General features: G+C 63.9%; 25 protein-coding genes. 2 read left to right on the top strand and 23 right to left on the bottom strand.

The features are described from left to right. Positions 1-154: 154 nt before the first annotated feature. The 4 genes from infB to rimP are packed head-to-tail and all read right to left on the bottom strand — an operon-like array spanning position 155 to position 5,712. On the bottom strand, positions 155-2,734 hold the full coding sequence (infB, locus tag CK228_RS06485; RefSeq protein ID WP_095787278.1) for a translation initiation factor IF-2: 2,580 nt from the start codon (positions 2,732-2,734) through the stop codon (positions 155-157). Then, positions 2,731-3,381 (bottom strand): RNA-binding protein, encoded by a 651-nt coding sequence (locus CK228_RS06480; RefSeq protein WP_095771825.1) that lies wholly within the window; start codon positions 3,379-3,381, stop codon positions 2,731-2,733. The genes infB and CK228_RS06480 overlap by 4 nt, the downstream gene beginning before the upstream one ends. Positions 3,382-3,419: 38 nt before the next feature. Continuing rightward, positions 3,420-5,015, bottom strand: a complete 1,596-nt coding sequence (gene nusA / locus CK228_RS06475) for a transcription termination factor NusA (protein WP_010913320.1) — start codon at positions 5,013-5,015, stop codon at positions 3,420-3,422. A gap of 49 nt (positions 5,016-5,064) precedes the next feature. Beyond that, a complete protein-coding gene (gene rimP, locus CK228_RS06470) occupies positions 5,065-5,712 on the bottom strand; it encodes a ribosome maturation factor RimP (protein WP_095771823.1) in 648 nt (215 codons plus the stop codon). A gap of 286 nt (positions 5,713-5,998) precedes the next feature. Between rimP and CK228_RS35195 the strand changes: the two genes are divergently transcribed. Then, positions 5,999-6,163, top strand: a complete 165-nt coding sequence (locus tag CK228_RS35195) for a hypothetical protein (RefSeq protein ID WP_095771969.1) — start codon at positions 5,999-6,001, stop codon at positions 6,161-6,163. 20 nt (positions 6,164-6,183) lie between these two features. Here CK228_RS35195 and CK228_RS06460 read toward each other — a convergent pair whose 3' ends face one another. The 18 genes from CK228_RS06460 to CK228_RS06370 all read right to left on the bottom strand — a co-directional run bounded on the left by CK228_RS06460 (position 6,184) and on the right by CK228_RS06370 (position 23,448). Next, the gene (locus CK228_RS06460; RefSeq protein WP_095771822.1) at positions 6,184-6,885 is read right to left on the bottom strand and encodes a tRNA (guanosine(46)-N(7))-methyltransferase TrmB; all 702 of its coding nucleotides are present in this window, start codon (positions 6,883-6,885) and stop codon (positions 6,184-6,186) included. A gap of 27 nt (positions 6,886-6,912) precedes the next feature. Further along, a complete protein-coding gene (gene metK, locus CK228_RS06455) occupies positions 6,913-8,178 on the bottom strand; it encodes a methionine adenosyltransferase (RefSeq protein ID WP_095771821.1) in 1,266 nt (421 codons plus the stop codon). A 168-nt stretch (positions 8,179-8,346) separates the two neighbouring features. Then, a complete protein-coding gene (locus CK228_RS06450) occupies positions 8,347-8,766 on the bottom strand; it encodes a helix-turn-helix transcriptional regulator (RefSeq protein WP_095787343.1) in 420 nt (139 codons plus the stop codon). 138 nt (positions 8,767-8,904) lie between these two features. Continuing rightward, entirely contained in the window at positions 8,905-10,497 is a 1,593-nt protein-coding gene (lnt, locus tag CK228_RS06445; protein WP_095787277.1) for an apolipoprotein N-acyltransferase, read from the bottom strand. 201 nt (positions 10,498-10,698) lie between these two features. Further along, positions 10,699-11,169 (bottom strand): VOC family protein, encoded by a 471-nt coding sequence (locus CK228_RS06435; protein ID WP_095787276.1) that lies wholly within the window; start codon positions 11,167-11,169, stop codon positions 10,699-10,701. Positions 11,170-11,182: 13 nt separating this feature from the next. Next, complete coding sequence (locus CK228_RS06430) at positions 11,183-12,277, bottom strand: hemolysin family protein (protein WP_095771818.1); 1,095 nt, start codon at positions 12,275-12,277, stop codon at positions 11,183-11,185. A 27-nt stretch (positions 12,278-12,304) separates the two neighbouring features. Beyond that, positions 12,305-12,805, bottom strand: a complete 501-nt coding sequence (gene ybeY / locus CK228_RS06425; protein ID WP_095771817.1) for an rRNA maturation RNase YbeY — start codon at positions 12,803-12,805, stop codon at positions 12,305-12,307. A gap of 19 nt (positions 12,806-12,824) precedes the next feature. Beyond that, the gene (locus CK228_RS06420) at positions 12,825-13,817 is read right to left on the bottom strand and encodes a PhoH family protein (protein ID WP_245318074.1); all 993 of its coding nucleotides are present in this window, start codon (positions 13,815-13,817) and stop codon (positions 12,825-12,827) included. An 83-nt stretch (positions 13,818-13,900) separates the two neighbouring features. Beyond that, a complete protein-coding gene (gene miaB, locus CK228_RS06415; RefSeq protein WP_095771815.1) occupies positions 13,901-15,310 on the bottom strand; it encodes a tRNA (N6-isopentenyl adenosine(37)-C2)-methylthiotransferase MiaB in 1,410 nt (469 codons plus the stop codon). Between the two features lie 75 nt (positions 15,311-15,385). Next, positions 15,386-16,186 carry a 1-acyl-sn-glycerol-3-phosphate acyltransferase gene (locus CK228_RS06410; protein WP_095771814.1) on the bottom strand — a complete coding sequence of 267 codons (801 nt, stop codon included), beginning with the start codon at positions 16,184-16,186 and terminating at the stop codon, positions 15,386-15,388. Positions 16,187-16,213: 27 nt separating this feature from the next. After that, positions 16,214-16,708, bottom strand: a complete 495-nt coding sequence (rimI, locus tag CK228_RS06405) for a ribosomal protein S18-alanine N-acetyltransferase (RefSeq protein ID WP_010913305.1) — start codon at positions 16,706-16,708, stop codon at positions 16,214-16,216. Beyond that, positions 16,708-17,385, bottom strand: coding sequence for a tRNA (adenosine(37)-N6)-threonylcarbamoyltransferase complex dimerization subunit type 1 TsaB (gene tsaB / locus CK228_RS06400; protein WP_095787275.1), 678 nt, complete (start codon positions 17,383-17,385; stop codon positions 16,708-16,710). The genes rimI and tsaB overlap by 1 nt, the downstream gene beginning before the upstream one ends. Before the next feature lie 96 nt (positions 17,386-17,481). Then, on the bottom strand, positions 17,482-18,585 hold the full coding sequence (locus tag CK228_RS06395; protein WP_095787274.1) for a DUF1513 domain-containing protein: 1,104 nt from the start codon (positions 18,583-18,585) through the stop codon (positions 17,482-17,484). 2 nt (positions 18,586-18,587) lie between these two features. Further along, a complete protein-coding gene (locus CK228_RS06390; protein ID WP_095787273.1) occupies positions 18,588-19,667 on the bottom strand; it encodes an imelysin family protein in 1,080 nt (359 codons plus the stop codon). Next, a complete protein-coding gene (locus CK228_RS06385; RefSeq protein ID WP_095787272.1) occupies positions 19,667-21,271 on the bottom strand; it encodes a di-heme oxidoredictase family protein in 1,605 nt (534 codons plus the stop codon). The genes CK228_RS06390 and CK228_RS06385 overlap by 1 nt, the downstream gene beginning before the upstream one ends. A 12-nt stretch (positions 21,272-21,283) precedes the next feature. Continuing rightward, positions 21,284-21,769, bottom strand: a complete 486-nt coding sequence (bfr, locus tag CK228_RS06380) for a bacterioferritin (RefSeq protein WP_019863056.1) — start codon at positions 21,767-21,769, stop codon at positions 21,284-21,286. Then, the gene (locus CK228_RS06375; protein ID WP_095771809.1) at positions 21,735-22,046 is read right to left on the bottom strand and encodes a (2Fe-2S)-binding protein; all 312 of its coding nucleotides are present in this window, start codon (positions 22,044-22,046) and stop codon (positions 21,735-21,737) included. The genes bfr and CK228_RS06375 overlap by 35 nt, the downstream gene beginning before the upstream one ends. 112 nt (positions 22,047-22,158) lie before the next feature. After that, on the bottom strand, positions 22,159-23,448 hold the full coding sequence (locus CK228_RS06370) for an imelysin family protein (RefSeq protein WP_095787341.1): 1,290 nt from the start codon (positions 23,446-23,448) through the stop codon (positions 22,159-22,161). Between the two features lie 435 nt (positions 23,449-23,883). Here CK228_RS06370 and CK228_RS06365 point away from each other — a divergent pair, with 435 nt between their 5' ends. Further along, entirely contained in the window at positions 23,884-25,137 is a 1,254-nt protein-coding gene (locus CK228_RS06365; protein ID WP_095787271.1) for an FAD-dependent oxidoreductase, read from the top strand. Between the two features lie 118 nt (positions 25,138-25,255). On the opposite strand, the gene CK228_RS06360 is transcribed toward CK228_RS06365, so the two are convergent. Beyond that, positions 25,256-26,533 carry a 4-aminobutyrate--2-oxoglutarate transaminase gene (locus tag CK228_RS06360; protein WP_095787270.1) on the bottom strand — a complete coding sequence of 426 codons (1,278 nt, stop codon included), beginning with the start codon at positions 26,531-26,533 and terminating at the stop codon, positions 25,256-25,258. Positions 26,534-26,587 lie beyond the last annotated feature (54 nt).

Below are 26,587 nucleotides of genomic sequence, written 5' to 3'. Positions count from 1 at the left end.
GTGAGGCACGGGATAGGACCGTGCCGCATGTCTCATATGTCAACGCATCGGCCCGAAATCGAATTCGGTTTCGAAAAGCACGATGCGCAATTTCACAATAAACTCCAGGCGACGGTCTTTCGACCACCGCCTGGCATGGACAAGTCACGTGAACTCAGAGCGTCCGGGTCACCATCTCGACGCGGAAGCACTCGATGACGTCGCCGACGCGCATGTCCTCGTAGTTCTGGAAGGCCATGCCGCACTCCTGGCCGCCGGGGACTTCCGAAACCTCGTCCTTGAAGCGCTTCAGCGTCTTCAGCGTGCCTTCGTGAATGACGACGTTGTCGCGGATCAGGCGCACGCCCGCGCCACGCTCGACCTTGCCTTCGGTGACACGGCAGCCGGCGATCTTGCCGACCTTGGTGATGTCGAAGATCTCGAGGATCTCGGCATTGCCGATGAAGGTCTCGCGACGCTCCGGCGACAGCAGGCCCGACAAAGCCGCCTTCACATCATCTACCAGGTTGTAGATGATCGAGTAGTAGCGGATTTCGATGCCCGCGGCGGCTGCCGCGGCACGTGCCTGTGCGTTGGCACGGACGTTGAAGCCGATGATTGCCGCACCAGACGTTTCCGCCAGCGAGACGTCGCTTTCGGTGATGGCGCCGGCGCCAGCATGGACGATGCGCGCACGCACCTCGTCGGTGCCGAGCTTGTCCAACGCGGCATTGATCGCCTCGATCGAACCCTGCACGTCACCCTTGATGACCAGCGGGAATTCCTTCAACCCGCTCGTCTGCAACTGCGACATCATCTGTTCGAGCGAGCCGCGCTGGCCGGCATGCTTGGCCACCGCCTTCTCGCGCGCCAGACGCTGGCGATACTCGGTGATCTCGCGAGCGCGGGCCTCGTTGTTGACCACGGCGAAGCGGTCGCCGGCCTGTGGTGTGCCCTGAAGGCCGAGCACCTCGACCGGCATCGCCGGCGGCGCTTCCTTGATCTGCTCGCCGCGATCGTTGACCAGAGCGCGTACGCGACCCCATTCGTTGCCGGCGACGAGGATGTCGCCCGGCATCAAGGTGCCGGTCTGCACCAGCACGGTGGCGACGGGGCCACGGCCCTTGTCGAGTTGCGCTTCGATGACGACACCCTCGGCGGTACGGTCCGGATTGGCCTTCAGGTCGAGGATTTCGGCCTGCAGCAGGATCGCCTCCAGCAGCTTGTCGAGATTGGTGCCCTTGGTCGCCGACACTTCGACGTCAAGCACTTCACCGCCCATCGATTCGACGAAGACCTCATGGCGCAGCAGTTCGGAGCGCACCTTCTGCGGATCGGCGTCATGCTTGTCGATCTTGTTGATGGCCACGATGATCGGAACGCCGGCGGCCTTGGCATGGCTGATCGATTCGATCGTCTGCGGCATGACGCTGTCGTCGGCCGCCACCACCAGGATAGCGATGTCGGTGGCCTGGGCGCCGCGGGCACGCATCGCCGTGAAGGCAGCGTGGCCGGGCGTGTCGATGAAGGTGATCTTCTGACCGTTCTTCTCGACCTGATAGGCGCCGATATGCTGGGTGATGCCGCCGGCCTCGCCGGAGACGACATTGGCGTTGCGGATGGCATCGAGCAGCGAGGTCTTGCCGTGGTCGACGTGGCCCATGATGGTCACGACCGGCGGACGCGGCACCAGGTCCTCGGCGTTGTCGGCGATGTTGAACAGGCCTTCCTCGATGTCGGATTCGGCGACGCGGCGGACCGTGTGGCCGAATTCGGTGGCGACCAGTTCGGCCGTGTCGGCGTCGATGACGTCGCCAGGCTTCAGGATCTGACCCTGCTTCATGAAGAACTTGACCACATCGACCGCACGTTCGGACATGCGCTGCGCCAGTTCCTGGATGGTGATGGTCTCGGGCAGGATCACTTCGCGCATGACTTTCTCGCGCGGCTCATTGTGCATCGCGCGCTTGAACTTCTCCTGACGGCGACGCATCGACGACAGCGAACGGGCCCGCGCATCCTCGTCGGAAAGCGCGGAATTCAGCGTCAGCTTGCCACGGCGACGATCTTCCTCGCCCTTGGTCGGCTTGGCCGGACGCGCCACTTCGGGCGTGACCAGGCGACGCACCGGCGCGCCCGCGCCAGCCCGCTTCGGCTTGACCTCTTCTTCGTCCGCCGTTGCCAGTTCCGCGGCCAGCGGCGCGCGGCGGCGTGCTTCTTCCTCGGCACGGCGGCGCGATTCGGCCTCGGCCTGCAGCCGTGCCTCTTCCTCGGCCTGGCGGCGTGCGGATTCCTCGCGCTCGCGCTTGCGGCGCTCTTCGTCCTCGGCCCGGCGCTTGGCTTCCTCGGCGGCGCGCTGACGGTCTTCGACCTCGCGGACCTTGGACCCTTCCAGCGCCCTGCGGCGGGCTTCCATTTCGCTGCGCGACAGTTCGTTCAGCACCATGCCGCTGCGCTCGACCGGAGCCGGCGGGGCAGGCGGAGGCGCAGCCTTCGGCGCTTCCTGCACGACGGGGGCCGCCGCGACCGGCGGCTTCGGCGTGAAGACGGGCACAGGGGCCGCGGCAGCCGGCTCCGGCTTGTCGCCGGGCAGCGAGAATTTGCGCTTCTTGGTCTCGACCACGACCGACTTGGTACGGCCATGCGAGAAGTTCTGGCGCACGGTGCCCTGTTCCATGCCGGGGCGCTTCAGCGTCAAGGTCTTCTTAGGTGTAACACTCAACGTCTTGTCGTCGCCCGATTTCGTATCGCTCATTCCATATCCTCTGCGGCCTCATCTTCGTCAGCAACGGCCGCAAGCATTGCCAGATCGTCCGGGGTACCGCCCCGATACCGGTCGAGCGCAACCATGCGCTTCTGGACCGCCTTACCCGCGTCTCCCGCGAGGACGGCAGCATGTATCACATTTGTACCCCCCAATGCCAAGCTCAACTCGGCCTCGGAGAAAAGTTTGTAGGCAAGGATGGAAGGGCCGCCGATATGGACGGTCGCCCGCCGCGCCTGGCTGATCTTGCGCACGCCATCGTCCGACGCTTCGGTCGCGTGGAGCACGAAAAGCGCCAGTCCGCCGCGCACGGCACTCTCAACCTTGGTGGCGCCAAGAGAAATTGCGCCTGCCTTGCGGGCGAGACCCAACATGCCCAGAGCGGATCTGGAAAGCAGCCCATCGACCATGCCGCCAAGATCCGACGGCACAACCACCTGTGCCTTGAAGGCGCGGGCAAAAAGGTTCTTGGCCGCCGCCTTCTCAATATGTAGGCGGTCGGCACTCACCCAGCAACCGCGGCCGGGCAGATTTCTCTTGAGATCGGGAACGACGGCCGAATCCGGGCCGACGACGAACCGGATCAGTTCATCCGGTTCGGCCTGCTTGCGGGTAACGATGCAGGTGCGATCGTTCATCTCGTCCAAGGGCGGGTTGTGTGCGATGCGGTTTCACCTCACGCACCAACGGCTTCGTCAGCCGATGCTTCTTCGGCCGCAAGCTCGTCTTCGGAAATCCAGCCGGCCTTGAGACGGGCGTTGAGCACCATCTGTTCGGCATCGGCGCGCGAAACACCGTGATTGGCCAGCACGCCCGGATAGACCTTGGTCTCGCCGTCCTTGCGTTCCTTCCAACCGGTCAGGTCGTCGGCGGCATAGCCGGCGAAATCCTCGATCGTCTTCACACCATCCTCACCGAGCGTCACCATCATGGCGGTGGTGATGCCGGGGATTTCGCGCAGTTCGTCCTTGACGCCCAGCGCCTTGCGCTTCTCGTCGTGCTCGGCCTCGATCTTTTCGAGGTACTCGCGGGCGCGGGTCTGGATTTCGGAAGCGGTGTCGTCGTCGAAGCCGTCGATCGAGGCGATTTCGCCGGCGTCGACATAGGCGACCTCCTCGACGCTGGTGAAGCCTTCGGAGGCCAGCACCTGGCCGACCATCTCGTCGACATCGAGGGCTTCCATGAACAGCGCCGAGCGCTCGACGAATTCCTTCTGGCGGCGCTCGGATTCCTCGGCCTCGGTCAGGATGTCGATATCCCAGCCGGTGAGCTGCGAGGCGAGACGCACGTTCTGGCCGCGGCGGCCGATGGCCAGCGACAGCTGATCGTCGGGAACCACCACTTCGATACGCTCGGCATCCTCGTCGAGCACGACCTTGGCGACTTCCGCCGGCTGCAGCGCATTGACGATGAAGGAGGCGGCCGAGGGCGACCACGGAATGATGTCGATCTTCTCACCCTGCAATTCGCCGACGACGGCCTGGACACGGCTGCCGCGCATACCGACGCAGGCGCCGACCGGATCGATCGAACTATCACGCGAGATGACGGCGATCTTGGCGCGCGAGCCCGGGTCGCGGGCGACCGACTTGATCTCGATGATGCCGTCATAGATTTCCGGCACTTCCATGGTGAACAACTTGGCCATGAACTGCGGATGCGTACGCGACAGGAAGATCTGCGGGCCGCGCTGCTCGCGGCGCACGTCGTAGACATAGGCGCGGACGCGGTCGCCATATTTGTAGTTTTCGCGCGGAATGAGCTCGTCGCGGCGGATGATCGCCTCGCCACGGCCGAGATCGACGATGACATTGCCATATTCGACACGCTTGACGGTGCCGTTGACGATCTCGCCGATGCGGTCCTTGTATTCGTCATACTGGCGGTCGCGCTCGGCCTCGCGCACCTTCTGCACGATGACCTGCTTGGCGGACTGCGCGGCGATGCGGCCGAAATCCATCGGCGGCAGCTGTTCGGCGATGAAGTCGCCGAGCTGCGCGTCGGGATTGCGCTCGCGAGCCGAGGAAATGGCGATCTGGGTGGCGTAGTCGTCAACCTTTTCGACCACTTCCATCAGCCGCTGCAGCTTCATCTCGCCGGTGTTCGGGTTGATGTCGGCGCGGATGTTGGTTTCCTGGCCGTAACGCGAACGCGCCGCCTTCTGGATCGCATCGGCCATGGCGGCGATGACGATCGACTTGTCGATCGACTTTTCACGCGCGACGGCGTCGGCAATCTGCAGCAGTTCAAGTCTATTGGCGCTTACAACCATGTTTTTTCTCCCGAGCCTGTTTGCCGGACTTTTGGGCCCGGCAGCTCAATCAACTTTCCTGTTCGTGTTCTTCCGTGGCGTCCGCTTCCGCACCCTCGGGCGCGTCGTCATCCGGTTCGCCGCGGCGTTTCTTGGCTTCCTTGCGCGCCCTGTTGTCCTTCGACAACGCATCGCGGATGAGATCGTCGGTCAGGATCAGCCGGGTTTCGGCAATGGCGTCGTAAGGCACGCGCACCGTCGGTTCCTCGCCATAGGCCGCCTTGTCGCGCTCGATCAGCACGTCGTTCTCACCAGCCTCGGCGATCTTGCCCTTGAAGCGCTTGCGATCCGCGACGATGACCGATGTTTCCATCTTCACCAGATGACCGGTCCAGGTCACGAAATCGGATTTGCGCACCAACGGCCGGTCGATGCCGGGCGAAGAGACTTCGAGATGATAGGCCTTTTCGATCGGATCATCGACGTCGAGCGCCGGCGACACCGCGCGGCTGACCTCTTCGCAATCCTCGACGGTCATGGTGCCGTCCTCGCGTTCGGCCATGATCTGCAGCGTCAGTCCGTTCTGGCCGGACAGATGCACCCGCACGAGGCGAAAGCCGATGCCGCGCAGCACCGGCTGAACGATCAGCGCAATGCGCGCATCGATGCCGCTTTCGCGGATGATGCGGTCGTCACCTTCGCTTGCCGTTGCAGTCATCAAGTACCTGTCGTTTCGAACCTATCGGCAGGTAATAAAAAAGAGCGGGACCGGGTGGACCCACTCTTCGTCATACCGACCAAGAATTTGAGGTTGATATAAACGAACATGGCCTGTGTTTCAAGCCCGCCGTGCCGAACCGCCAAAAGGGCTGGCAGCGTCAGCATTGCTCCAGGCGCATGGCCACCATGCGCCAATCCCCCTGTGAGAGCCGGCGGAGCGCTCTTATTTGTTAGCCACGACACGAACAGAAGAGGCGCGCGGTGGCGCGCGAAAGGACAAGATCATGAGCAATCGCAGACTGTTTTCCGCCTTGGGCGAGATCTTCACCGCATTCGGCGGCGCCGTTGCCGCGTCACGCTCGGTGGAAGCCGGGCGCAAGCCTCGCGCCGACGATTTGCGCAAGCTCGGCATGGATCCGGCCATCTTCAACAGAATCGGCCGTTTCTGAAAATCTGGCGAGGGGCGCGCCTATTTCCTGACAAAGGTCAGATAGGCAGGCCGCCGGCCCTCGCGAACGGCCTTCGCCTCGTAACGCGTGCCTGGCCAGCCCTCATAGGGGCGATGCCAGTCGGCGGCTTCGGCCGCCTGCCATGCGAAGGCGCCATGCGCCCGGCAATGCAGCAAGGTCCAGTTCACATAGGTGTCGATATCGGACGCGAAGCGGAATTTTGAGCCCGGTTTCAAGACCCGCGCGAAACGCTCGAGATTGACCGGACTGACGAAACGCCGCTTCCAGTGCTTCTTTTTCGGCCATGGATCTGGATAGAGAAGATCGATGCCGTCGAGCGAGGCCGGCGGCAGCCAGTCGAGCAGCCGGGTGGCGTCATCGTCATGGACCCGCAAATTGGCCAGCGGCGTTGCCCGCACCGCCATCATCATCTTGGCCATGCCGTTGACGAAGGGCTCGACACCGATGAAGCCTGTTGTCGGCGCCTCGATGGCGCGGTGCAGAAGATGTTCGCCGCCGCCAAAGCCGATCTCGAGCCTGACGGCCGAAACGTCACTTTCAAACAGAGTGCGCAGATCCGACGGCGCATCAGCCGTCAGATCGAGCCGGTAGGCGCCAAGCCCGCTTTCCAGGGCCGCCGCCTGCTGCGGACGGACGGGCTTGCCGCGCCGACGACCGAAAAAGGCTTCGGTCGTACGGCTTGGCCTGTCTTGCGGGCTCATCTGGCGGCGCTGGGTCTGTCGCAGCGTTCAGGCCGCGACAGCATCCTTGAGCGCCTTGGCGAGATCGGTCTTTTCCCAGGAGAAAGACCCGTCGCGGCCGGCCTTGCGGCCGAAATGGCCGTAGGACGACGTCTTGGCATAGATCGGCTTGTTGAGGTCGAGGTGGCGGCGGATGCCCGACGGCGACAGGTCCATCACCGTGCGCAGCGCATCCTCGAGCTTCGCCTCGTCGACCTTGCCGGTGCCGTGCAGGTCGACATAGACCGACAGAGGCTGGGCGACGCCGATGGCGTAGGAAAGCTGGATGGTGCAGCGGTCGGCAAGCTTCGCCGCCACGACATTCTTGGCGAGATAGCGCGCTGCATAGGCTGCCGAACGGTCGACCTTGGTCGTGTCCTTGCCCGAGAAGGCGCCGCCGCCATGCGGTGCCGCGCCACCATAAGTGTCGACGATGATCTTGCGGCCGGTGAGGCCGGCGTCACCGTCCGGGCCGCCGATGACAAACTTGCCGGTCGGGTTGATGTACCACATGCAATCGTCGGCGATCTTGAGCTCACCAAGCGCCTCGCGGATGTAGGGTTCGACGACCTTGCGGACCTTCTTGGAGTCCCACGTCGCGTCGAGATGCTGGGTCGACAGCACGATCTGCGTTGCCTCGGCGGCCTTGCCGTCGACGTAGCGGACGGTGACCTGGCTCTTGGCGTCCGGGCCGAGCTTGCCGGCCTCGCCGTTGTTTTGGTGGCGGGCGGCGGCCAGCAGTTCGAGGATCTTGTGGCTATAGTAGATCGGCGCCGGCATCAGGTCCGGCGTCTCGCGGCAGGCATAGCCGAACATGATGCCCTGATCGCCCGCACCTTCCTCGCCTTGGCGGTCGGCGGCGTTGTCGACGCCCTGGCCGATGTCGGGCGACTGGCCGTGCAGGAGAACCTCGATCTTGGCCGTCTTCCAGTGGAACCCGGCCTGCTCGTAACCGATCTCTCGGATCGCCTTGCGGGCGACGGATTTGAATTTTGCCGGATTCACCACCGGGTGGCCCGCGGCGTCCTTGAGGATGTTGCCAGCCTTGTCCTTCTTCAGCAGCGTCTCGGGAACGCGCACTTCGCCGGCGATGACGACGCGGTTGGTGGTCGCGAGCGTCTCGCAGGCGACACGGACTTTCCATGGGTCCATGCCGGTCTTTTTGGCCTCACGGTAGACCAGATCGACAATCTCGTCGGAGATCCGGTCACAGACTTTGTCGGGATGGCCCTCGGCAACGGATTCCGAGGTAAAGAAGTAGTTCTGCCGCGTCACGGGTGTCCCCTCTTGAAAAACGATCGGCAGGCTGCCGATTTTGGCGCGCCACGTGTTAGCGGGGCAAAGCGTCGCTCGTCAAGCGTTGCCGCCATGCTGGCACGACTGTCGATGTCGATATCTTGTGCCACCGGCGGCGAATGCCGCCGGTTCGAGGTGCATCGAGGGTCAGTCGAGATCTTCGGCGGCGAGCGACTTCACCAGGTCGATGATCCTGCGGCGGACCTTGACGTCGGCGATCTTGACGAAGGCCCGGTTGAGCTGAAGGCCTTCGGGACTGCCGCAGAATTCGACGGCGAAAGCCATCGACGCATCCTCGGAAAAGCCGCGGCCGACCGCCGCCTCCTGGCCCGGCGCATCCTCGAAGAAGAAGGCGACGGGCACGCCGAGTATCGAGGCTATCGCCTGCAGCCGGCTGGCGCCGACGCGGTTGGTGCCCTTTTCATATTTCTGGATCTGTTGAAATGTGATGCCGAGATTTTCGCCCAGCTTTTCCTGGCTCATTCCGAGCATGTTGCGGCGAAGCCGGATGCGGCTTCCAACGTGAATGTCTATGGGATTGGGTTTCTTCTTGTTTTCTTCTGTCATTTTTTCCTCGCCGAATTTTTTCGGCTTTGTGATTTTTTCCCGCCCAAAAAAAGCCGGAGGCGACTGCCCCAACAGACCGATCCACCGACTTCGAGAAATTTTCAGGCGATACAGTATGAGTTTCTAATGTGTCGACTGTCAATTCACCCGTAGCCTTTGCCTTACGCTCAACAGCGCTCCCCCGAGCGCAAACAGCAACATGATCAGCATTCCGTTAATGCGCCTCTGGCCCGAGGAAATGACCGTCTGTCCGGCAATCGGCACCTTCACATCGATGGCTCCGCGCGCGTCGATGCCCAGTGCATCGACGATGCGTCCGTGTGGATCGACGACGGCCGAGATGCCGTTGTTGGCAGCACGCAGCAAGGGCAATCCGTTCTCCACCGCGCGAATCTGGGCCTGCCTGAAATGCTGATACGGTCCCGGTGTGTCCCCGAACCAGGCATCATTGGTAACGTTCACAATAAGCTGTGCTGACGTAGCGTCAACTGCCACAAGATCGGGAAAGATCACCTCGTAACAGATAAAAGGCAGGGCACGGATGCCGCCCGGCAGTGTGGTGGCGTGGCGCTCGTTGCCGGCAGCGAACGTCACCGGTCCGGCGACAAGCTGCGCGATGCCGAAACGGTTGAGCAGGTCGGCGAAAGGCAGGTACTCGCCGAACGGCACCAGATGGACCTTGTCGACGGCATCGACGATTTCGCCCCTGTCGTTGATCGCCACCACGGAATTGTAATAGCGGCTGTCAGTGCTGGCCGCCGAGCCGCCTTCCTCGCGAACGACGCCGGCGATCAGCATCTGGCCATCGGCCAGCATGTCGCCCAGCGCCGTCAACGCGTCGGGGCGCTCGGTGAAGAGGAACGGCACCGAGGTTTCCGGCCAAAGAATGAGCTGTGGCTTGGCGTGACCGGGGTCCGGCGCCTTGGCGGACAGGCCGAGCAAGGTGGCGAAGATACGGTCGCGCACCGAGGCATCCCATTTTTCACTGAGGTCGACGGCCGGTTGGACAATGCGGACATCGAGGCTGCGCTCCGCCGGTTTTTCAGGAGCGGCAAGCCTGATGTAGCCGAAACCGACATGGGCCGATGCAAGCAGGCCGAACAGCACCGCACCCAGGCGCAGATGCCGGCGCGCCGCTAGCAGCGCCGGCAATGAAAAGAGGAACACGGCAAGCACGTTCATGCCGATCATGCCGGTCACCGACACGCTCTGCATGAGGAGAGGCACCGGCATTGCTGCGTAGCCTATGGCATTCCAGGGGAAACCGGTGAACAGGAAGCCGCGCAGCCACTCCATCAGCCCGAAGCCGAAGGCAAGGGCGGCGATGCGGCCGATATCGCTGCTCCACAGAAGCCGGGCGACCATCGTCGCGAAGCCGTAGAAAAAGGCGAGCGCGAAGGGAATGCCGACCACGGCGAAGGGCAGCGCCCAGGCAAAGTCGTCTGCCTCGACCAGCAACGCCGAGCCGATCCACCAGAGGCCGGCGAGGAAATAGCCGAAGCCGAACCACCAGCCGACGGCGAAGGCCGGCCGCAAGCGTCTGAAAAGGCTGCCTGAAGCTTCGCCGGTCGCGCCGTCGAGCAGCCAGACCAGCAGCGGAAACGAGATGAAGCAGGCAGCGAAGAAATCATAGGGCGCCTGGCCAAGCACCGCCAGCGCCCCGGCAAGAAAGGCCAGGAGCGCACGCCGCCAACCCCAAAGCAGAATTATCCGGCCGGTCAGGCGCTCCATGCATGCTTCCGAGTCGCGCGAATCAGGACGTAAGATTTATCAGGCCGCGGTCCGCGCTCCAAACGCCTGCCTGTCAGCCGCGATGATCCGATCGCGCTCTGGAGGGCGTCGCGTTGAAACGGATTCATGCGACGCGCTTTAGAGCTTTGTTTTTATGCATGTCGTTCTCCCAAAACCGAGGTGACTTTTGGGCGACGTGCATTAACGGTGCCAGCCATCGATGCGCAGGCCGCTCAGCCGCTCGGCCTCTTCGCTGGAAACGCAACGGATGGGCTGGGTGAAGGTCCAGACATGACCCTCGGGATCGCGAGCCCGATATTGGCGTTCGCCGTAGAACTGGTCCGTCGGCTCCTGGATTATGTCGGCGCCAGCCGCCCGCGCCTGCTCGCAATGCGCCTCCAGGCCATCCCTGAGCCTGACATAGACCGACTGCGTATTCTTGCCCGAGACCGAAGCCGGGCTCGCGACATAATCGCTCCATTCGGAATCGACGATGATGTAGCAGTCGCCGAACCGCATCTCGGCGTGGACGAGGTTGCCGTCGGCATCGCTCACCACCATGCTGCGCTCGAAGCCGAAAGCCGCTTCGAGCCACGCCAGCGCTGCGCGCGGATCTCTGTAGAAGACACCGGAACCCAGACTTGAATGCTTGAACGGGTCGTCCACCGTCATCTGCAGCGGAAACTCAAGCCTGTTCGGTGCGGGCCGTGGCGCGGCGACGGCGTTCGCCCTTCTGGCTTTGCACGATGCGCACGCGCTTGACGCGGCGCGGATCGGCATCGAGGACATGGAACTCGAAGCCCGGAATGGCCTGCACCACCTCGCCGCGCGCCGGCACGCGGCCGAGCGTGTTGAAGATCATGCCGCCGATGGTGTCGACATATTCGCCATGTTCGCCGGCGGCGAAATCCTCGCCGATCATCTTGGCGACCTCGTCGATCTCGGCCTTGCCGTCGACGATGAACACGCCGTCTCCGGCCTGGGTGATCATCGGCTCGTCGTCGTCATGCTCGTCCTCGATGTCGCCGACGACCATTTCGACAATGTCCTCGAGCGAGACAAGCCCGTCCGTGCCGCCATACTCATCGATGACCAGCGCCATCTGCGTGCGCGTTGTCTGCATCCGGCCCATCAGGTCGGAAGCAAGCATCGAGGGCGGCACGAACAGAACCTGGCGGATCAGATTGAGCTCGCCGATGGTGCGCGCGAGGTCGACCTGGGCAAGATCGAGTTGCGTGGCGACGGGCGTCTTCCTGGTCGTGCGCCCCTTCTTGACGCGCGCGAGCTTGGTGATGTGGGCCAGCACGTCGCGGATATGGACCATGCCGCGCGGGTCATCGAGCGTCTCGGAATAGACCGGCATGCGGGAATGGCCGGATTGTTCGAAGGTGCCCAGGAGATCGCCGAGTGTCGTGGTGATCTCGACCGCCTCGATATCGGCGCGCGGCACCATGACATCCTCGACGCGCACTTCACGCAGGCGCAGGATGTTGTTGAGCATGGCGCGCTCGCCGGGCGAGAAGGCGCCGGCATCGCTCGCCGTCTCGGCCAGAGCGTCGGCGATTTCCTCGCGCAGGCTGGTGCCATTACGTTGCCTGAACAGGCCCAAAACACGATCGAACAGGGAGGGTCCGGCAGGCGAAGGCTCGCTGGCTGCACTGCCGGCGCTGGCAGCACCAGAGGTAACGGTACTCGGACTTGATCCCTCTTCCGACGTATCGGAAGCCTTGGGCGCACTGCCGGCGTCAGGGCGGGCGGCAGTCTCTGGTTTGTCGTTCATCGTCGTCCGGTCAATTGTCAGATGTAGTTACGCGTAGGGATCGGGAATGGCAAGTCTTGCGAGCGCTGCGCGTTCGATGGCCTCCATCTCCTCGGCCTCGGCGTCGGTCTCGTGATCATGGCCCAGCAAATGCAGCAGGCCGTGGATGACGAGATGGGTGATATGGTTCTGCACTGGCTTGTCTTCCAGTGCCGCCTCGCGAGAAACCGTCTCGGCGGCGAGCACGATATCGCCCAGCATCGGCGGCAGCGGGCCGCCTTGTACAAACGGAAAAGCCGGGAAAGACAAGACGTTGGTGGGCTTGTCCTTACCCCGCCATTCGGCATTGAGCGTACGTATATGAGCGTCGTCGGAAAAAACGACGCTGAGTTCGGAACGGCCAGTCACGCCGGTCTCGGTGAAAGCAGCGCCAACCGCACGATCGACCAGCCGTGTCAGGCTTGCCTCATCGGGCCAGTCACCCGCTTCGACCGATATATCGATGTCGACGGGAGGCTCCCCGTCGCCGGATAAATTGTCCTCAGGCATGAAGCGGCATCGTCAAAAATCAATTCTCGGCGCCGAGGCCGCGCGCCAGCTTGGCGTCGCGGTCATAGGCCCTGACGATTTCCGCCACCAGCGGATGGCGAACGACATCGACATCGTTGAAACGCACGGTGACCGCGCCGGCCACGCCGTCGAGGACGCGCAAGGCTTCGACCAGGCCCGATTTCGTGCTCGGGGGAAGGTCGATCTGGGTGGGATCGCCGGTGACGATCATGCGCGAATTCTCGCCGAGACGGGTCAGGAACATCTTCATCTGCATCGGCGTGGTGTTCTGCGCCTCGTCGAGGATGACCGCTGCATGCGCCAGCGTGCGGCCGCGCATGAAGGCGAGCGGCGCGATTTCGATGACTTCGGCAGCGATGGCGCGCTCGACCTTGTCGGCCGGCATCATGTCGTAGAGGGCGTCATAGAGCGGCCGCAGATAGGGATCGACCTTCTCCTTCATGTCGCCGGGCAGGAAGCCCAGCCGCTCGCCGGCCTCGACGGCCGGCCGCGACAGGATGATGCGCTCGACCATGCCGCGCTCGAGCAGCATCGCCGCATGCGCAACCGCCAGATAGGTCTTGCCGGTGCCTGCCGGACCGATGCCGAACACCAATTCCGACCGCTCCAGGGCCCGCATATAGGCGTCCTGGTTCAGCGAACGGGCATAGATGGTCTTCTTGCGGGTGGAGATCTGGGCAGCGGAGACCTTGCCCTTGCGCTCCAGCGTCGGCAGGGTCAGTTGATCGTCGGCGGCGACCGCCATGCGCACGGCGCCGTCAACGTCGGACTGGCCGATATCGACGCCCTTCTGCAGAATGCCATAGAGATTGTCCAAGGCACGGCGCGCCTGTTCAGCGGCCGAAGCCGACCCCTTGATGGTCAGCTGGTTGCCGCGCGAGCGGATGTCGACGCCGAGCTTCTGCTCGAGCCGGGCGAGGTTCTCGTCGAACTGACCGTAAAGGGCGCTGGCAAGCTTGTTGTTGTCGAAAGTCAGAACGATGTGCGCCATGTCAGAAGCCCCAGATGCCGGTACCGGGGGCAGGTTCTTCAGCTCTGCTGCGCTCAACCGTCTCTCCTCATCTGCCGAGACCATCAGGCCAATTCGGCGAACAGGCTATTGTAGCCCGTCTTCGTGATTCGCACCTGGATAATGTCACCGATTTCGCCGGCCTTTTCATCAACAATAACCGGCTGCAGCCAAGGTGAGCGGCCGACCTTCTGGCCGGCCTGCCGGCCGGGCTTCTCGATCAGCGTGTCGATGGTGCTGCCGACCAGGCTGGAACCGAAGTCCTGCTGTTGCTTCAACAGCAGTGCCTGCAGCCGCTGCAAGCGCTCGTCCTTGACTGTTTCGGGCACATGATCGGCCATTTCGGCGCCCGGCGTGCCGGGGCGCGGCGAATATTTGAACGAAAAGGCCGAGGCGTAATTCACCTGACGCACCAGGTCCATCGTCGCCTCGAAATCGGCCTCCGTCTCGCCGGGGAAGCCGACGATGAAGTCACCGGACAAAGCGATATCGGGACGTGCGGCACGGATGCGATCGAGCAGGGCCAGATAATCCCTGGCCGTATGCCTGCGGTTCATCGCCTTGAGGATGCGGTCGGACCCCGATTGCACCGGCAGATGCAGATAAGGCATCAGCGACGGCAGGTCGCGGTGGGCTGATATGAGCTCGTCATCCATGTCGCGCGGGTGGCTCGTGGTGTAGCGCAGCCGCGCCAGTCCAGGAATTTCGGCCAGCCGGAACAGCAGGCGGCCAAGGCCCCATTCCTCGCCATTCGCGCCCTGGCCGTGCCAGGCATTGACGTTCTGGCCGAGCAGCGTCACCTCGCGCACGCCAGCCTCCGCCAGCCGCTCGGCCTCGGCGACGATCTGCGCCACCGGTCGCGACACTTCCGAGCCCCTTGTATAGGGCACCACGCAGAAGGTGCAGAACTTGTCGCAGCCTTCCTGCACGGTGAGGAAGGCGGTGACGCCGCGCTTGATGACCTCGGCGCGCTTGGGCTGCGGCAGATGGTCGAACTTGTCTTCGATGGCGTAGTCGGTCTCGACGATCTTCTCGCCGCCGCGCACCCTCGCCAGCACGTCGGGCAGACGGTGATAGGTCTGCGGCCCGATGACAAGGTCGACGGCCGGCGAGCGCCTGATGATCTCGGCACCCTCGGCCTGCGCCACGCAGCCGGCGACGCCGATCAGCATTTCGCGGCCGGCAATGGCGCGCTCCGCCTTCATGTCGCGGATGCGGCCGAGCTCGGAATAGACCTTCTCCGCCGCTTTCTCCCTGATGTGGCAGGTATTGAGCAGCACCAGGTCGGCCTCGTCGATGGCATCGGTCGCGGTGTAGCCGTCGGCGGCCAGCGCATCGCCCATGCGCTGTGAATCATAGACGTTCATCTGGCAGCCATAGGTCTTGATGAAGACCTTCTTCGCTGCCTTGGCGCGCACTGCCGGCTGGCCGGCCACACTGCCGATGTCGTCGCTTTCAATCGTGTTCAAGTCCATCCGGCGGCTTCTAACGCCTTTCCGTGACAAAAAACAGACGATTCTCGGCGTGCACGCGCAGGCGCAGGATCCAGGCTAGCGGCTCGGGCGCGGATCGGCGAGTGCCGCCTGCATCATCCCGCGCACCTGGCTTTCCATCAGCCTGGCCGTTTCCTTGCGGTTCGAGCCCTTGGCAAAGGCGACCGGTTCGCCGAAATGCACTTCCACGTCGAGCGCGCCCTCCGCCATCAGCACCTTGAGGTGCGGCATCAGATCCTCGTCGCCGATCCAGGCCGAGATCGGCCGATGGCGGCGGCCGAGCGGCACGCCGTGCAGGCGCGTATAGGCGATCGCCACCGGCTGGATGAACACCTGCTCGGCCGCGCCCTCCGAAAGCGCCATCGAGGCCGCACCGAACAGCGTGCTCTTGAACGGCAGGACGGCATTGCCGTCGCCGGTCGACCCCTCGGCAAACAGCACCATGGCATCGCCCTTGGCCATGCGACTGGCGATCTCGCTTGCCTGGTCGCCGGAAGAACGCTTGCGTTCGCGCTCGATGAAGACGGTTCGCTGCAGTTTCGACAGCATGCCGATCAGCGGCCAGCCTTCCATATCGGCCCTGGCGATGAACTTCACATCGGCAAAGGACCCAAGCACCATGATGTCGGTCCAGGAGATGTGGTTGGAGGCCACCAGCAAGGGGCGCTTGTCGGACAGCGTTCCCTTGACATGGACGCGCATGCCGAGCGCCCTGAGGATCAGCCGGTGCCAGATCTTGAGAATGACGGTTTCCGGCCACCAGCCGGTCTTCATCGACAGGATCTGCAATGGCACCAGGACCAGCGAGCCGGCGACGACAAGGCCCAGGGCCAGGAAAATCCTGATTTTTCCGATCATGCTGTCCTGGCCCTACCCGACCTCTGGCTAGCGAAGATCGCGGCGCATGACAAGCGCGCCGGTCGGCCCGCGATCGGGCGACTTGTAGTAGTCCGGGCGCTTGCCGACTTCGCGGAAGCCCAAGCGACGGTAGAGGGCAATGGCGGCGACATTGGTCTCGTCGACCTCGAGGAACAGCGCTTCGGCGCGCTGGGCGTGCAGTTCGCGCAGCACCGCATCCATCAATTGCCAGCCCAGTCCCTGGCGGCGGTGCGATCGCGCCACCGCGACCGTCAGGATCTCGCCCTCGCCGGCGGCCAGGCGGGCGAGCACAAAGCCGACGGGCGGCTTGGCCCCCTGCCCGGTCTCGCGCGCGGCGTAACCGAACACGGTGTCCTGCTCGAGCAGGGCGGCGAACTCGCCATCGGTCCACGGACGGACAAAGTCCTCGCGATGCAGCACCGAGACCGCAGGGCTGTCGGTGATCCTGAGCGGCTCGAGAGCATAGTCCCGGCGGCGCGGCTGCAGAAAAGGTATGCGCATCAATTTTGTTGCCTCGAAAGAATAAATCCGGCTTGCGGCTTTGCATCCGCGCCGCGAAGGTAAAGTGGTTTCGGCCTTTCGCCCTCGCCTTTGGCGGCGGCCAGACGGGCGTAGGTGAGAATATCAGCGGTCGCCGTCTGAGGCCCGATATCGGAACGCCGGCCCACCGATTCGGCGATCTGCACTGCCGCAGTTCCGGCAAGCGCCGCAGAGGTCTCCCTCGCCAAGGCACTGACTTCCGGCAGCGTGGTCACTGCTGGACCGTACGTCAAAACTAACGCTCTATCGTACAGTGCTGCATGGATTTCCTCGCGACCGGCATCCAGCGCCGCCAGCACGGCGCGGCCGGGAAATGCCAGTGCGGCCTCGGCGGCCAAAGCTTCGAGCGTCGTCACGCCGATCGCCGGGATTTTCAGCGCCAGCGCCAGGCCACGCGCCGTGGAGACACCGACGCGCAGGCCGGTGAAGGAACCGGGGCCGACGGAAACGGCAATGGCGCCAAGGCCGGGGTAGTCGGTTGCGGCGGCGTCCAGCGCCTCGGCAATGACGGCCATCAGGTGCTCGGCATGGCCCTTGCCGAGATCGAGCACGGCGCGGCCAAGCTCCCGCCCGGCCGCCGCGTCGTAGACGCAGGCGGCGCAGAGGCTGGCGGCACAGTCGATGGCAAGCACTTTCATGAAACGACCGGTTCCGAGAAACACTTCCCTGTGCCCGCCAGGGCGCGCCACCGCAAGCATAATTTGTTAAGCGGCTTCGGTTCCGCCAGCGCGCTGTCAGACCTGTTCGATGCGCAGCATGTGGTTGTCCCAGACATAGTCCGGCTCTGACCGTGTCGCGCCGCTGCCCTCGATAATCTCGCCGGCGCCGGTGGTGGCCATGAAGCCCGATCCGTCCGGCGCCAGGCCACAGACCTCGACCAGCGCGCTGGACGAGACGACCCGGCCGCTGGCCGCGTCGATCACGACAAGCGAATTGCCTTCCGGCGACGAGACGGCGACGGTGCCGGCGGTCGCGTTGGTGGCGACCGAGCCGATATAGTTGCGGAAGCCGGACAGCACGTCCTGCGGCATGTCGACAAGCTGCAACTCCTTGCCACGCACGGCGCGGCCGACCAGCAGCGGACGATCGGTGCCCGGCCCTCGGTACTGGCAGCCAAACCAGACGGTGCCGGACGGGTCGGTATCCATGTGGCGGATCGACAGCTGGTGCAGGGAAGCCGGCAATTCATGCCTTTCGATCAGGTCGCCGGTGACGCGGTCGATGAGCACGTAGGACGGCTTCATGGTGGCGATATTGAGCTCGGCGCGGCCATAGTCGGGATGGGTCTCGATGCCGCCATTGGCGACCGCAATCGTCCGGCCGTCGCCCATGAGCAGGAGTTCGTGCGGGCCCACGCCATAGGTCGGGAATTCGCCGATGCGACTGAATTTCGCGCGTGCATCGTAGACGCCGACAACGCCGGCCGCATTGTCGAAATCGTTCTCGGTGGCATAGAGCAGGGCGCCGTCGGGCGAGAACACGCCATGGCCGAAGAAATGCCTGCCGGCGATGCTGGCGATGGTCTGCGGCGCCTCACGGCCCGAATGATCGAAAACGACGGCGAAGGTACCGGGCTGGCGGGCGAAGACCACCGAGCGCTTCGACAGGGGATCAAAAGCGACGTCGTGGCCGCGATCGGGCAGGTCGATCGCATGCAGCACCTTGCCGGCCTCGGACAGCACGGCGGCGCCAAAACCGCCGTCGCGCTTGAGGAAAGCGGTGGCGAAGACGGCGTCGACGGCAAGCGTCTTCGCCCAGGCCGACGGCGCCATCGCGGCAGCGAAGCCGATGCCCGCAACCCTCAGGAAATCCCGGCGATCGATGAGCGGCGTGCGCATGCTCAGTCCCCATCCAATGACGAAAACCCGGCGGTCAGGCCGAATTCGGCGGTCAGCCGGGTGCCGATCAGGGTCGACAGGCTGGAGGTGATCAGCGCGAAATGCTCGAGCTTTTCGCGCAGCGCGGGGTCGGCGAGCGTCTTGTCGATCGGACCCTGGATCGACTTCGCGGTGGCGACGCCGTTGACCAGCTGGATGTGGATGGACTCCGCCATCCAGCGTGCATCGGGCGGTAGCGTATCGCCAAGTTTCGAGGCCTGGAACAGCGCGTCGACGCCGGCGAGATTTCCGGCCAGCGCATTGGCGGTGTTTTGCGAGCGCCAATAGATCGCCTGTTTCGGCTTGTCCGAATCCGGCTTGCCGCTAAGGAAACCTTTCAGGCGGACATCCCTGACCATCTCCAGCTCGTTGATGAAAACGCCGACCAGTTCGGTGACCGCTTCGTTGCCGTCGCGGTAGAGCGCGTTCTGCGGTCCCGGATTGGCCCAAAGCGCGGCAAAGCCGTCCGGCTTGTTCCAGGCCGCGCTGACGTCACCGGCCAAGGTTTCGATATTGCCGGCAACCGCCGCGCCATAGGCGCAGCGATAGGGATCGTCCTTGCCCGCCAGCGCGTCGGCGCCGTCGCCGAAAAGCACGAACTCCAGCGCGCCGAGCCCCTGCATGGCGACGCTCTTGCCGGCCAGTTGTTTCGGATCGGTCGCCGTCGAATCCTTGTCCGCCAGCGCCGCCTGCACCTGTTTCAGGCCTATGCTCTTGCGATCCGGCCAGTAGAGGATGCGCTCCAGCCGATTGTTCTCCTTGATCGGGCCGAAACCGATGATTTCGGCCGACGACCAGGCATAGACCGTGGCCGAGAATTCGGCCCGCACCGCATCCAGCTCCCCTTGCGAGGGCGCTTCACAGAGCTTGTGCATCGCATGCGTCAACGCTTCCGCATGCTGGTGCAGATCGGCATAGGCCGGACGGACAAAGCCGTCGATTGCCCGCTGGATGATGTCGGAGGCTTTCACCGCCGCCGAGGCCGGGAAAACACCGAGCAGAGCCAGCGGAAGAACGAGAACCAGTGCAGAGCGCTTCAGCATCACAGTGACTCCAGGAATTTGACCAGCGCATCGCGCTCGGCCGCGTTGGCGGCGGCAAAGCGGTCGCGCGCCTTCCGCGCCTCGCCACCATGCCACAGGATCGCCTCGGTCAGGCTGCGCGCGCGGCCATCATGCAGAAAGAAGGAATTGCCGTTGACGGTTTCGGTGAGGCCGATGCCCCACAGCGGCGGGGTGCGCCATTCGCTTCCCGTCGCATCGCCCACCGCCTGGCCGTCGGCCAGGTCGGGTCCCATGTCGTGCAGCAGGAAATCGGAATAGGGCCAGATCAGCTGGAAGGCCTGCGCCTTGTTGGGCGCATCGCGACGAGTGACGAATTTCGGTGTGTGGCAGGCAACGCAGCCGATCTCGTAAAAGAGCTTCTTGCCGGCGAGCGCGCCAGGCGCGGCGAGATCGCGGCGCGCCGGCACCGCCAGGTTCTGCGAATAGAAGGTGACGAGATCCATCACTGGCGGCGGCGCCTCGACCGGACCGAGGCGCGCCTGCACGCCATTCGGCATGGCCAGGCATTTTGCCTGTGCTGCGGTGGTGCAATCGCCCCAGTGCTTTGGTTGTTCCGGCGTCGAGATGCCGATATCACCGGCGAAGGCGTCCGCCGCCTGCTGGCGGATCGTCGCGGTCTGTGCTTTCCAGCCGAAACGGCCAAGCGTCAGTTCGCCACTCAGCCTGTCACGCACGATGTTCGGCTTGCCGGAGATGCCGTCATTGTCGCGGTCTTCCGGATCGGCATGAGCAAGAATGTCAGCCGGCGCGATCTGCTCGATCAGGCCAAGGCCGATCATCGGCGGCGTCAGGCGCGGCGACAGCGTGGTACGCGGATCAAGCGGCCCATAAGCGAGATCGGTGACGGAGTAGCTGGGCTTGCGCAGGGAAACCGCCGTGCCGTCCGCCAGCGTCACCTGCCGTTCCTGATAATCGACGCGCATCCGGCCTTCGCCGCGCAAGCCGGGCACGGCCAGCTCCTGCAACTGCGTCCCATAGACCGGGTCAGGGAAATTGGGCAGATCGCGGTCGGCAATGGCCGACTTTTCGTCGGCGCTGCTGGCGTCGCGCGCCAGCCGCAGGAACATCGAGGTGGTGCCGATATCGCCTTGCGGCGGGCGACCGCGGCCGTCCTTCAGATGGCAGTTCTGGCAGGCGCGTTCGTTGAACAGAGGACCCAGCCCGTCCGACGCCTGCGTCGAAGATGGCGACGACACCCAGTTCTTGCGGAACAGGGCGTCGCCGAGCTTGAAAGTGCCCTGTTGCTCGAAGCTGATGTTGGCCGAGGATTGCGAGAAGGCGTCGCGGCTGACGTCTTTCTCAGACGTGCCGGCGCCGCCTTGCATCAGTTCGAACGGCTCGGGTTTGGAGAAATCCGTGGTCAACCTGGTGACGGCGGTGACGCGCGCCTGATCCTTGGCATTGAGGTCGCTGCGCGTCGTGGCAAGTCCGGCCGGCTGAAGCTCGCCGGCAATCGCGGGCGATGTCAGCGCCAACACGAGAATGGTGCAGCGCCGACGAGCCAGTCCGGCTGGTCTCTTCAGGTGAAACGGCGAGCCATCGGCCCGCCGCAAGCGGCGGGATAATTCTAGCAGGCGCCGCATTCCCGCATGCCTTTACTCCGCCTCGTTGGCCGAGTCGGCGTTGAGCTGGCCGTACTTCTCCTCGCCGATCGAGGCGAGCAGGTCGAGCTGCGTCTCGAGGAAGTCGATGTGACCTTCCTCGTCAGCCAGCAGATCCTCAAACAGTTTCATCGTCACGTAGTCGCCCACCTCATGGCAGATTTCGCGCGAACGCTTGTAGGCCGTGCGCGCGTCATATTCGCCGGCAAGATCGGATTCGAGCACTTCCTTGACATTCTGCCCGATGCGCAGCGGCGCCACGGACTGCAGGTTCGGATGGCCTTCAAGGAAGATGATCCGGGCGATGAGCCTGTCGGCGTGGTGCATCTCCTCGATCGATTCCGCCCGCTCCTTCTTGGCCAGCTTCGTGTACCCCCAATCCTCCAGCAGACGGAAATGCACCCAATATTGATTGACGGCTCCAAGCTCCAGGAAAAGCGCCTCGTTAAGCCGCTCGATGATCAGACTTTCGCCCTTCATGGGTTCTGCTCCCGTATTGGACGCGCAGGCCTCTGACGCGATCCAGGTGTGAAACGACATCGGCGCCGCTCGCCTCCGAGCGGGCGTGGTAATTTTCGGTAACCCGAATGATCGTTTCGACCACATTTGGGAAACAGCCGCAACAGCGGCCACGCTTTTGCATCGCGTGATAGACCTTGGCCGGCACGATGAGTTGCCAGGGGTCCAGGTCCAGCAGCCCGATGATCGTCTGCTCGATCTCCTTCTCGGTGATGACATTGCAATGGCAGATCAGCATTTACAGGGCTCGGATGGCTGACGGCGCCTCCCGCGCCGTGTGGCTTGTTCTGGTCCCGGAGCCCATTTCGAAGCCGATTATCAGCTTCCGACCGGGCTCCAGGTTTCGGCGCTTACTTGAACACCTTGTCGGGTGCGTCGAGGCTGTCGGAGCCTTCGAAGGCGATGGCGTTGAGTTTCAGCGAGCCGACGGCACGCTCGATCGATTTGGTCTGATCGATCAGGGCGTCGATCGCCGCCTGCACGGTGGCGTTGCCCGCAGCGTTACCCTCGGCGATCTGCTGGTCATAGGCCTCGCCGGCCTCGGCCCGCGCCTTGATCGCCTCCATCTTGGCGACGGTGACGTCGAGCTTGTCAGACAGCTCCTTGTCGATCGCAGGATCGGCCGCCTTGACCATGTCATGCACCGAAGGTCCGGAAACGACGGTGCCGTCGAGGCGCGTGTAGCTGGCCAGGTAGGCGGCGCGGATGCCTATCGCATCATAGAGGTGGGAATTGTAGGTGTTGTCGGAGAAGCAGTCTTGCTCCTCCTCGGGATCATGCAGCATCAAGCCGAGTTTCATGCGTTCACCGGCCAGTTCGCCGTAGGACAGCGAGCCCATGCCGGTGAAGATGACCGAGATCGCCGTGTTCGGCTCGCCATCGGCGAGGTTCTTGCGTGCGGCCCCGTCTGCCTTCCAGTCGTTGACCATCTTCCGCAGGTCCGAAACCAGAAGGGTGGTGGCGGACTTCAGATATTCGGCACGGCGGTCACAATTGCCGCCGGTGCAGTTCTTGAGGTCGTAGTCGGTGTAAGGGCGCTCGCCGGCGCCCGGGCCGGTGCCGTGCAGGTCCTGGCCCCAGAGCAGGAATTCGATGGCGTGATAGCCGGTGGCGACATTGGCCTCGACGCCGCCGGCTTGCTGCAGCGTGCCGGAGAGGAATTCCGGCGAAAGCTTCGAGGCATCGACCTTCTTGCCGTTGATCTCGATTTCCTTGTTGGCGATCACATTGGCCGTATAGAGCGAATTCGTGTCCGATTCCGTGCCGTAGCTCTTGGCGACATAGTCGATCAGGCCTTCGTCCAGCGGCCAGGAATTCACCTCGCCTTCCCAGTCGTCGACGATCTTGTTGCCGAAGCGGTAGACCTCGGTCTGCTGGTAGGGAACGCGCGATGCCTTCCAGGCGGCGCGGGCGGCATTGAGCGTTTCCGCCGACGGGTTGGCCAGCAGCGCATCGACCGCCTCGTCGAGAGCCTGCGCCGTGGTCAACGAATCCTCATATTTGGCAAGCGCGATGTCGGAATAGGTCCTGATGACCGCTTTCGCGTCGGTTTCCGCCTTGGCAGGCAGCACGAACACCGCCGCCGTCAGCAGCGCCGTGGCACCAATCGCCGCCAGCCTGCCGCCATATCGTGCTGTCATCATCACTCTCCAGTTTCTCGGAAATTCCATAAGCGGCGCGCGCGGCGACCGGCGCGGGGCCACGTCGTTGCCAAGAGCGCCAAGACTTGCCGCGCCATTGCGCGGTTCAGGGAAGAAAGACACCAAAATGCCTCCAATCGAACGGGTTCAAGGCCCAGACATCAAAGGGATGCGCCAATACGCAGGGTTCCCATAAAGCTTCGACGCCGATGGAAGTCAACGAAAATCTGCGGGAAAAGCCAATTGAAACAATAGTTTAGAATTATTCTAAACTACAGAAGTCAACTTTACACCTCGGCTGCACCGGCTTCGCTGTCGAACTGTACGATTGACAGCCGCCGTTCCGGGTGCGACCCGCAAACGCTCTCTTGCGGCGGCGCCAGACAATTGCCACCTGCCGAGAGATCCTAGGATCGAATCAGGATTTGGGACGCGATGAAGAACGGCGTGGTCATTGTCGGTGCGGGTCATGCGGGCGTGCAAGCGGCCGCCAGTCTGCGCGAGGACGGCTATGACGGGCCGGTGATCCTCATCAGTGACGAGAACGAACTGCCCTACCATAAGCCGCCGCTGTCGAAGACCTTCATCAAGGATGCCGACGCCAAGCCGCAACCGCTTCGGGGTGAGGCCTTCTATACCGGCAGCGCCATCGACTACCGGTCGGACGTGCGGATCGAGCGCATCGATGTCGGCGGCCGCAGCCTGGAGATATCAGGCGGCGGCATGCTTGCCTTCGACCATCTGATCCTGGCGACCGGGTCGCGCCCGCGCCTCCTGCCGCTGCCAGGCGCTGATCTGGCCGGCGTCTTGTCGCTGCGCTCGCTGGCCGATGCACGGCGGATCCGCGACCTGAGCGCACGGAGCGAAGATGTCGTCATCCTCGGTGGCGGCTTCATCGGGCTGGAGATCGCCGCGACGCTGCGCGCGGCCGGCCGCACGGTGACGGTGGTGGAAGCGGTGGACCGGCTGCTTGGCCGCGCCGTGGCGCCGGTGGTGGCGAGCCATGTCCGGCAAAGGCTGGAAGCGACCGGCGTGCGCATCCTGACTGGCACCTCGATTTCAAGCCTCGAAGGCGAAAACGGCCATGTCGTCGCCGCCATCACCTCGTCAGGCGAAAGGCTGCCGGCGCGCATGGTCATCGTCGGCATCGGCGCCGTGCCCAATGTCGAACTGGCGCAGGACGCCGGCCTTGCCATCGCCAACGGCATCCGTGTCGATCACCAGATGCGCAGTTCGGTGCCAGAAATCCTGGCCATCGGCGACGTCGCCTCTTACCGGCACTGGTTCACCGGCGGCGATGTGCGGCTGGAATCGGTGCAGAACGCCACCGACCAGGCCCGCCTCGCGGCGCGCACGATCACCGGTCACGCGGATGCCTATTCGGCGGTGCCATGGTTCTGGTCCGATATTGGCGACATGAAGCTGCAGATGGTCGGACTGACCGCCGGCGGCGACAGCCAAGTCGTGCTGGGCGAACTGCCCGACAACAAGTTCTCGATCTACCATTATGCCGGCGACCGGTTGCTCGGCATCGAATCCGTCAACCGCCCCGGCGACCACATGCTTGGTCGCAAGATGCTCGGCGCCGGCTTCTCGCCGACGCCGGAGACCGTGGCAATGGGTCCCGAAGGGTTGAAGGCGGCTCTGGCTGCCTTTCAGCAGGATGAGCCGGCAAGAGCTGCGGGATAGCCGCGCTTACCCTCCCCTTGTGGGGAGGGGTCGCTGCGAAGCAGCGGGGTGGGGGTCGGCGCAATGCCCCCACCCGGACCTGCGGTCTGACCTCCCCACCAGAGGGAGGTAAGGTGGTTCAGGCAGCGCAGACTTCACGGATCGAGCTCTCCAGTATGTCGAGGGCCTCGTTCATGACCTCATCCTGGATGGTGATCGGCGCGAGGAAACGGATGACGTTGCCGTAGACGCCGCAGGTCAGCAGGATCAGGCCCTTGTCGAGCGCCTTCAGCCGGATGGCGTTGGCGATCTCGGCCGACGGCAGGCCCTTCTTGACGTCGTTGAACTCGACCGCGTTCATGAAGCCGAGGCCTCTTATATCGACGATCTCGGGCACGTCGTCGCGGATCGACTGCAGGCGCTGCTTCAGCCGCGCGCCCAGCGTGTTGGCACGGTCGCACAGCTTTTCGTCCTCGATCACATCAAGCACGGCATGCGCGGCCGCAATGCCGATCGGGCTGCCGCCATAGGTGCCGCCGAGGCCGCCGGGGCCGGGCGCATCCATGATCTCGGCGCGGCCGGTGACGGCCGACAGCGGGAAGCCGCCGGCCAGGCTCTTGGCCATTGTGGTGATGTCGGCCGCGACGTCGTGGTGATCCATCGCGAACATCTTGCCGGTGCGAGCAAAGCCGGTCTGCACCTCGTCGGCGATCAAAAGCATGCCGTGCTGGTCGCAGAGCTTGCGCAGCGCGGTCAGGAATTCGCGCGGCGCCTCGTAGAAACCGCCCTCGCCCTGAACCGGCTCGACAATGATGGCGGCGACGCGGGCCGGATCGACATCGGCCTTGAACAACCGGTCGAGTGCGGCAAGCGAATCGGCAACCGACACGCCGTGCAGCGGCACCGGGAACGGCGCGTGATAGACGTCGCCCGGCATGGCGCCGAAGCCGACCTTGTAGGGCACGACCTTGCCGGTCAGCGCCATGCCCATGAAAGTGCGACCATGGAAGCCGCCGGCGAAGGCGATGACGGCCGGGCGTCCGGTGGCATTGCGGGCGATCTTGATTGCGTTCTCGACCGCCTCGGCGCCGGTGGTGACGAAGATGGTCTTCTTGTCGAACTTGCCGGGCAGCATTGCGTTCAGCCGCTCGGCCAGCCTGACATAGCTTTCATAGGGCACGACCTGGTGACAGGTGTGGGTGAAACGGTCGAGCTGCGCCTTGACCGCTTCGATCACCCTGGGATGGCGGTGGCCGGTGTTGACGACGGCGATGCCAGAGGAAAAGTCGATATAGCGACGGCCTTCGACATCCCAGATTTCCGAATTTTCGGCCCGGTCGGCATAGATTTGCGTGGTCATGCCGACGCCGCGCGAGATCGACTGGTTTTTGCGTTCGGAAATGGCTGAATTCTTCATGATATCCCTCATCGGGCCGGCGCCCGTCCTCGTTGATCAGGTGTCTTCTGACCT

The organism is Mesorhizobium sp. WSM4312, assembly GCF_002294875.1.
Lineage (GTDB): Bacteria > Pseudomonadota > Alphaproteobacteria > Rhizobiales > Rhizobiaceae > Mesorhizobium.
The sequence above is the reverse complement of the archived record's forward strand: the minus strand, read 5'-3'. Positions and strand labels throughout refer to the sequence as shown.

What these genes read in the sequence shown, in the direction of transcription:
- CK228_RS06365 (WP_095787271.1), top strand. Translation starts at nt 23,884, where the DNA reads ATGAAGAACGGCGTGGTCATTGTCGGTGCGGGTCATGCGGGCGTGCAA.
- CK228_RS06395 (WP_095787274.1), bottom strand. Translation starts at nt 18,585, where the DNA reads ATGCGCACGCCGCTCATCGATCGCCGGGATTTCCTGAGGGTTGCGGGC.
- CK228_RS06460 (WP_095771822.1), bottom strand. Translation starts at nt 6,885, where the DNA reads ATGAGCCCGCAAGACAGGCCAAGCCGTACGACCGAAGCCTTTTTCGGT.
- rimI (WP_010913305.1), bottom strand. Translation starts at nt 16,708, where the DNA reads ATGCGCATACCTTTTCTGCAGCCGCGCCGCCGGGACTATGCTCTCGAG.
- CK228_RS06375 (WP_095771809.1), bottom strand. Translation starts at nt 22,046, where the DNA reads ATGCTGATCTGCCATTGCAATGTCATCACCGAGAAGGAGATCGAGCAG.
- miaB (WP_095771815.1), bottom strand. Translation starts at nt 15,310, where the DNA reads ATGGACTTGAACACGATTGAAAGCGACGACATCGGCAGTGTGGCCGGC.
- tsaB (WP_095787275.1), bottom strand. Translation starts at nt 17,385, where the DNA reads ATGAAAGTGCTTGCCATCGACTGTGCCGCCAGCCTCTGCGCCGCCTGC.
- CK228_RS06390 (WP_095787273.1), bottom strand. Translation starts at nt 19,667, where the DNA reads ATGCTGAAGCGCTCTGCACTGGTTCTCGTTCTTCCGCTGGCTCTGCTC.
- nusA (WP_010913320.1), bottom strand. Translation starts at nt 5,015, where the DNA reads ATGGTTGTAAGCGCCAATAGACTTGAACTGCTGCAGATTGCCGACGCC.
- CK228_RS06410 (WP_095771814.1), bottom strand. Translation starts at nt 16,186, where the DNA reads ATGATCGGAAAAATCAGGATTTTCCTGGCCCTGGGCCTTGTCGTCGCC.
- CK228_RS06370 (WP_095787341.1), bottom strand. Translation starts at nt 23,448, where the DNA reads ATGACAGCACGATATGGCGGCAGGCTGGCGGCGATTGGTGCCACGGCG.
- CK228_RS06480 (WP_095771825.1), bottom strand. Translation starts at nt 3,381, where the DNA reads ATGAACGATCGCACCTGCATCGTTACCCGCAAGCAGGCCGAACCGGAT.
- bfr (WP_019863056.1), bottom strand. Translation starts at nt 21,769, where the DNA reads ATGAAGGGCGAAAGTCTGATCATCGAGCGGCTTAACGAGGCGCTTTTC.
- CK228_RS06430 (WP_095771818.1), bottom strand. Translation starts at nt 12,277, where the DNA reads ATGAACGACAAACCAGAGACTGCCGCCCGCCCTGACGCCGGCAGTGCG.
- CK228_RS06420 (WP_245318074.1), bottom strand. Translation starts at nt 13,817, where the DNA reads ATGGCGCACATCGTTCTGACTTTCGACAACAACAAGCTTGCCAGCGCC.
- CK228_RS35195 (WP_095771969.1), top strand. Translation starts at nt 5,999, where the DNA reads ATGAGCAATCGCAGACTGTTTTCCGCCTTGGGCGAGATCTTCACCGCA.
- CK228_RS06450 (WP_095787343.1), bottom strand. Translation starts at nt 8,766, where the DNA reads ATGACAGAAGAAAACAAGAAGAAACCCAATCCCATAGACATTCACGTT.
- ybeY (WP_095771817.1), bottom strand. Translation starts at nt 12,805, where the DNA reads ATGCCTGAGGACAATTTATCCGGCGACGGGGAGCCTCCCGTCGACATC.
- CK228_RS06435 (WP_095787276.1), bottom strand. Translation starts at nt 11,169, where the DNA reads ATGACGGTGGACGACCCGTTCAAGCATTCAAGTCTGGGTTCCGGTGTC.
- CK228_RS06385 (WP_095787272.1), bottom strand. Translation starts at nt 21,271, where the DNA reads ATGCGGCGCCTGCTAGAATTATCCCGCCGCTTGCGGCGGGCCGATGGC.
- lnt (WP_095787277.1), bottom strand. Translation starts at nt 10,497, where the DNA reads ATGGAGCGCCTGACCGGCCGGATAATTCTGCTTTGGGGTTGGCGGCGT.
- infB (WP_095787278.1), bottom strand. Translation starts at nt 2,734, where the DNA reads ATGAGCGATACGAAATCGGGCGACGACAAGACGTTGAGTGTTACACCT.
- CK228_RS06360 (WP_095787270.1), bottom strand. Translation starts at nt 26,533, where the DNA reads ATGAAGAATTCAGCCATTTCCGAACGCAAAAACCAGTCGATCTCGCGC.
- rimP (WP_095771823.1), bottom strand. Translation starts at nt 5,712, where the DNA reads ATGACTGCAACGGCAAGCGAAGGTGACGACCGCATCATCCGCGAAAGC.